The sequence below is a fragment of the Rhodococcus sp. T2V genome, assembly GCF_029269925.1.
GTDB lineage: Bacteria > Actinomycetota > Actinomycetes > Mycobacteriales > Mycobacteriaceae > Rhodococcus_F > Rhodococcus_F koreensis.
In genome coordinates this window covers 1-3,388 of sequence record NZ_JARJBD010000222.1, presented here as the reverse complement: position 1 = coordinate 3,388, position 3,388 = coordinate 1, and the positions used below count along the sequence as shown (strand labels likewise).

At 63.5% G+C, this 3,388-nt stretch carries 3 protein-coding genes; all 3 read left to right on the top strand.

The features are described from left to right. Positions 1 to 483: 483 nt before the first annotated feature. From P3H15_RS53300 to P3H15_RS53290, 3 genes are read left to right on the top strand one after another with little or no spacing between them, the layout of a single operon-like run. Positions 484 to 1,368, top strand: a complete 885-nt coding sequence (locus tag P3H15_RS53300) for a site-specific integrase (protein WP_276144710.1) — start codon at positions 484 to 486, stop codon at positions 1,366 to 1,368. Then, positions 1,365 to 2,294 carry a tyrosine-type recombinase/integrase gene (locus P3H15_RS53295; protein ID WP_276144709.1) on the top strand — a complete coding sequence of 310 codons (930 nt, stop codon included), beginning with the start codon at positions 1,365 to 1,367 and terminating at the stop codon, positions 2,292 to 2,294. The genes P3H15_RS53300 and P3H15_RS53295 overlap by 4 nt, the downstream gene beginning before the upstream one ends. Beyond that, positions 2,291 to 3,280, top strand: coding sequence for a tyrosine-type recombinase/integrase (locus P3H15_RS53290; RefSeq protein ID WP_276144708.1), 990 nt, complete (start codon positions 2,291 to 2,293; stop codon positions 3,278 to 3,280). Before P3H15_RS53295 ends, P3H15_RS53290 begins: the two co-directional genes overlap by 4 nt. The last annotated feature ends 108 nt before the right edge of the window (positions 3,281 to 3,388 follow it).

Here is a 3,388-nt window from a genome sequence, read left to right as displayed (position 1 = left end):
ATCGATCTATCCCGAGCCTGGAACTATGCCGAGGGGCGAGCAGCCTGAATTGGAAAGTCTTTGTGTCGCTTTGCGGGTCCGAATCGATGGCGCCGAAGGGTAGGCATAGTTCCGGGTCTGAGTCGACGCTTCTGTTATCGGAGCAGGGTGCTCCGGGACGGAGGCGAGGTCATGGCTGGAACACGGAGAAAGCCTGGACGCATGGGCCCGCATATTTGGGGCTTCCGGATCAGGTTGACGGAATTGGGTTACACACCCGAGACGACTCGAGAGATGCTGAAGGTGGTCGGCAGTCTCGGCCGGTGGATGGAGCGTCGTGACGTTTCCCCAGGTGAGTTGGGCTCAGCGGCGTTTGTAGAGTTCATAGACGATTGCCGGCGCCGCGGGATGCGGCGAGTGCCGAGTATCCGGAGTCTTGACCCGTTGCTGGGGTTTCTTCGTGGGGAAGGCGTTGTCGGCGATCTGCCGTCACCGTCTTCGCCTATGGAGATGCTCCTTGCAGATTATCGCGCATGGCTCGTTACCGATCGCGGCCTGTCCGAGACGACGATCATCCGATACGAAAAGCTCGCTCGACGGTTCCTTGAACAGCATGGCGGCGATGGCGGTATCGACGTGGCTTCTCTCGATGGCAAACGCATCGTCGCTTTCCTGATCCAGGAGAGCGAACGACTCAGCGTCGGCGGTGCCAAGGGGCGGGTGGCCGAACTGCGGTCGCTGCTGAAGTTCTTGTATCTGCGCGGCTGGACACCGCGATTGTTGACGACAGTGGTGCCGCCGGTCGCCGGTTGGCACGACACCGGCATCCCGAAGTCGATCACCGCCACCGAGGTCCAGTCCCTGCTGGACCATTGCGATCGGACCGATCCGATCGGGATCCGGGACTACGCGATCCTCATACTGGTCGCGCGGCTGGGTCTACGGTCGATCGAGGTGTCGCGGCTCGAGTTGGGAGACATCGACTGGCGTGGCGGCCAGATCGTCCTGCGAGGTAAGGCCTCCCGAGAGGACGGCATGCCGCTTCCCGCTGAGGTGGGTGAGGCATTGAGCGCCTATCTGTCGCAAGCTCGCCCCGCGACCCCACTTCGACCGGTGTTTCTGGCCTGCAATGCCCCCATTCGGGGTATTCGCCCGGACCTGGTCGGCGACGTGACCCGCCGCGCCTGCGATCGAGCCGGGCTTGCGAGGGTGGGCGCGCATCGACTACGGCATTCGCTAGCCACGGAGATGTTGCGACGCGGCGTCACGCTGACCGACATCAGCCAGGTGCTCCGTCACCGCGATCTGGCGACCACCGCGATCTATGCGAAGGTCGATTCGACGACTCTGCGTACCATCGCCCTGCCCTGGCCGGAGGCACAGCGATGAGTGCCCTATCCGAAGCCGCAGTCGACTATCTACGGCTGCGCAACCGCTTGGGCCACGATCTGGCCGAATACCATCGCCTGCTTCCTCGATTCGTCGCCTATCTCGACGACACCGAGGCTCCCACCGTCACCGTCGCGGCAGCTCTGGCCTGGGCATACGGACCCGATGTCGATCCGATGACCAGCGTGGCGGCCAGACGGATGACCATCGCCCGCGGCTTTGCCCGACATATGGCCGGAATCGATCCGCGAACCCAGATCCCTCCGGCAGGTCTCATCGCGTTTCCCAAGCGTTGGCACCCACCGTTCATTTTCGAGCCCGGCGATATCGACGCACTCATGGCCGCGGCGCAGGGTTTGCGGTGGCCGTTGCCTGCGGCGACCCACTCGACGCTCATCGGGCTGCTCGCGGTAACCGGCATGCGGGTCGGCGAGGTGATCAGCCTCGACCGAGCCGACATCGACTGGCAGGAGGGGACTCTGCTGATCCGGGAGTCGAAGTTCGGCAAGTCGCGACTGGTGCCCATACTGCCGTCGACCCTGGCAGCGCTCGACCGTTATCGCCGAATCCGCGAGCAGAAGTGCTCCCGCCCCACGACGCCGGCGTTCTTCGTCTCGATCCGAGGCGGCAGGATGAGCTACCAGTGTGTCCACGATGTGTTCCGAAATCTCTGCGACCACACTGGAACCGGTTCCCAGGCCGCACGGCCGCCGCGAATCCACGACCTGAGACACACTTTCGCGGTTCGGACGCTGCTCGGTTGGTATCAGGCGGGCGACGATGTCGAAGCGAAACTACCGACGCTGTCGACCTATCTGGGCCACCGCGATCCGAGGTCGACATATTGGTATCTCTCCGCGGCACCGGAACTATTGGCGCTGGCAGCGCAGCAGCTGGAGCTGTCACGGGAAGGAGAGGCGCGATGAGTCCGGTCGCACCCACCCTGCAAAGATTCTTCACCGAACGGCTGGTCAAACACCGTCATGTCAGCCCGCGCACGATCACGTCCTACCGAGACTCGTTGAAGCTGCTGTTCGAGTTCGTTCAGCAGCGGACGGCCAAGCTGCCGGTCACACTGGACTGGAGCGATCTCGACGTCGACGTGATCACCGCGTTCTTGGAGCATCTCGAAACCGCCCGCGGCAACAGTCCAAGGACCCGCAATCTGCGGCTGACCGCGATCCGGTCGCTGTTCGCCTACGCGGCGCTGTGTCATCCCGAACATGCCGAGCTGATTCAGCGGGTCCTGGCCATTCCCGCGAAGCGGTTCGACAAGCAGTTGGTGTCGTTTCTGACCACCGCCGAGATCGACGCGCTGATCGACGCGCCAGACTGCGATCGATGGGAGGGCCGCCGCGACCGCGCCTTGCTGTTGTTGGCGATTCAGACCGGCCTGCGGGTTTCTGAGCTGACGGGATTGAACTGCGGTGATATCACTCTCGGGTCCGGAGCGAACGTCCGCTGTCTCGGCAAGGGACGAAAACATCGGGCCGTTCCGCTGACATCGCAGACCCGGGCCGTCCTGCGAGTTTGGATGGCCGAACGCGGCGACGTCGGGGATCGCCCACTGTTCCCTACCCGCACCGGACGGAGGTTGAGCACCGATGCGGTCGAACGTCTGGTCCGTGGCCATGCGGCTACAGCCGCCAAACGCTGTCCCACGATCAAACCCGACCAGCTGCATCCCCACGTGCTGCGGCACAGTTGCGCGATGGCGCTGCTTCACGCCGGCGTCGACACTGCGGTTATCGCGCTTTGGCTAGGCCACGCCGACCTCCGCTCCACCAATGTCTACCTGCACGCGGACATGACCATCAAACAGCGGGCGCTCGAACTCACCACCCCCACGTCGGCATCACCCGGCCGCTACCGCCCCGACGATGCGCTGCTGGCCTTCCTGGAAAGCCTGTAACTATGCCGAACATCCGACACTAAACAACCCGAAAGGACTATGACCGGAACAGATTTCCTAACCGGGCGTCCTGAGCCTCGGCATAGTTCCAGGCTCGGGATAGATCGA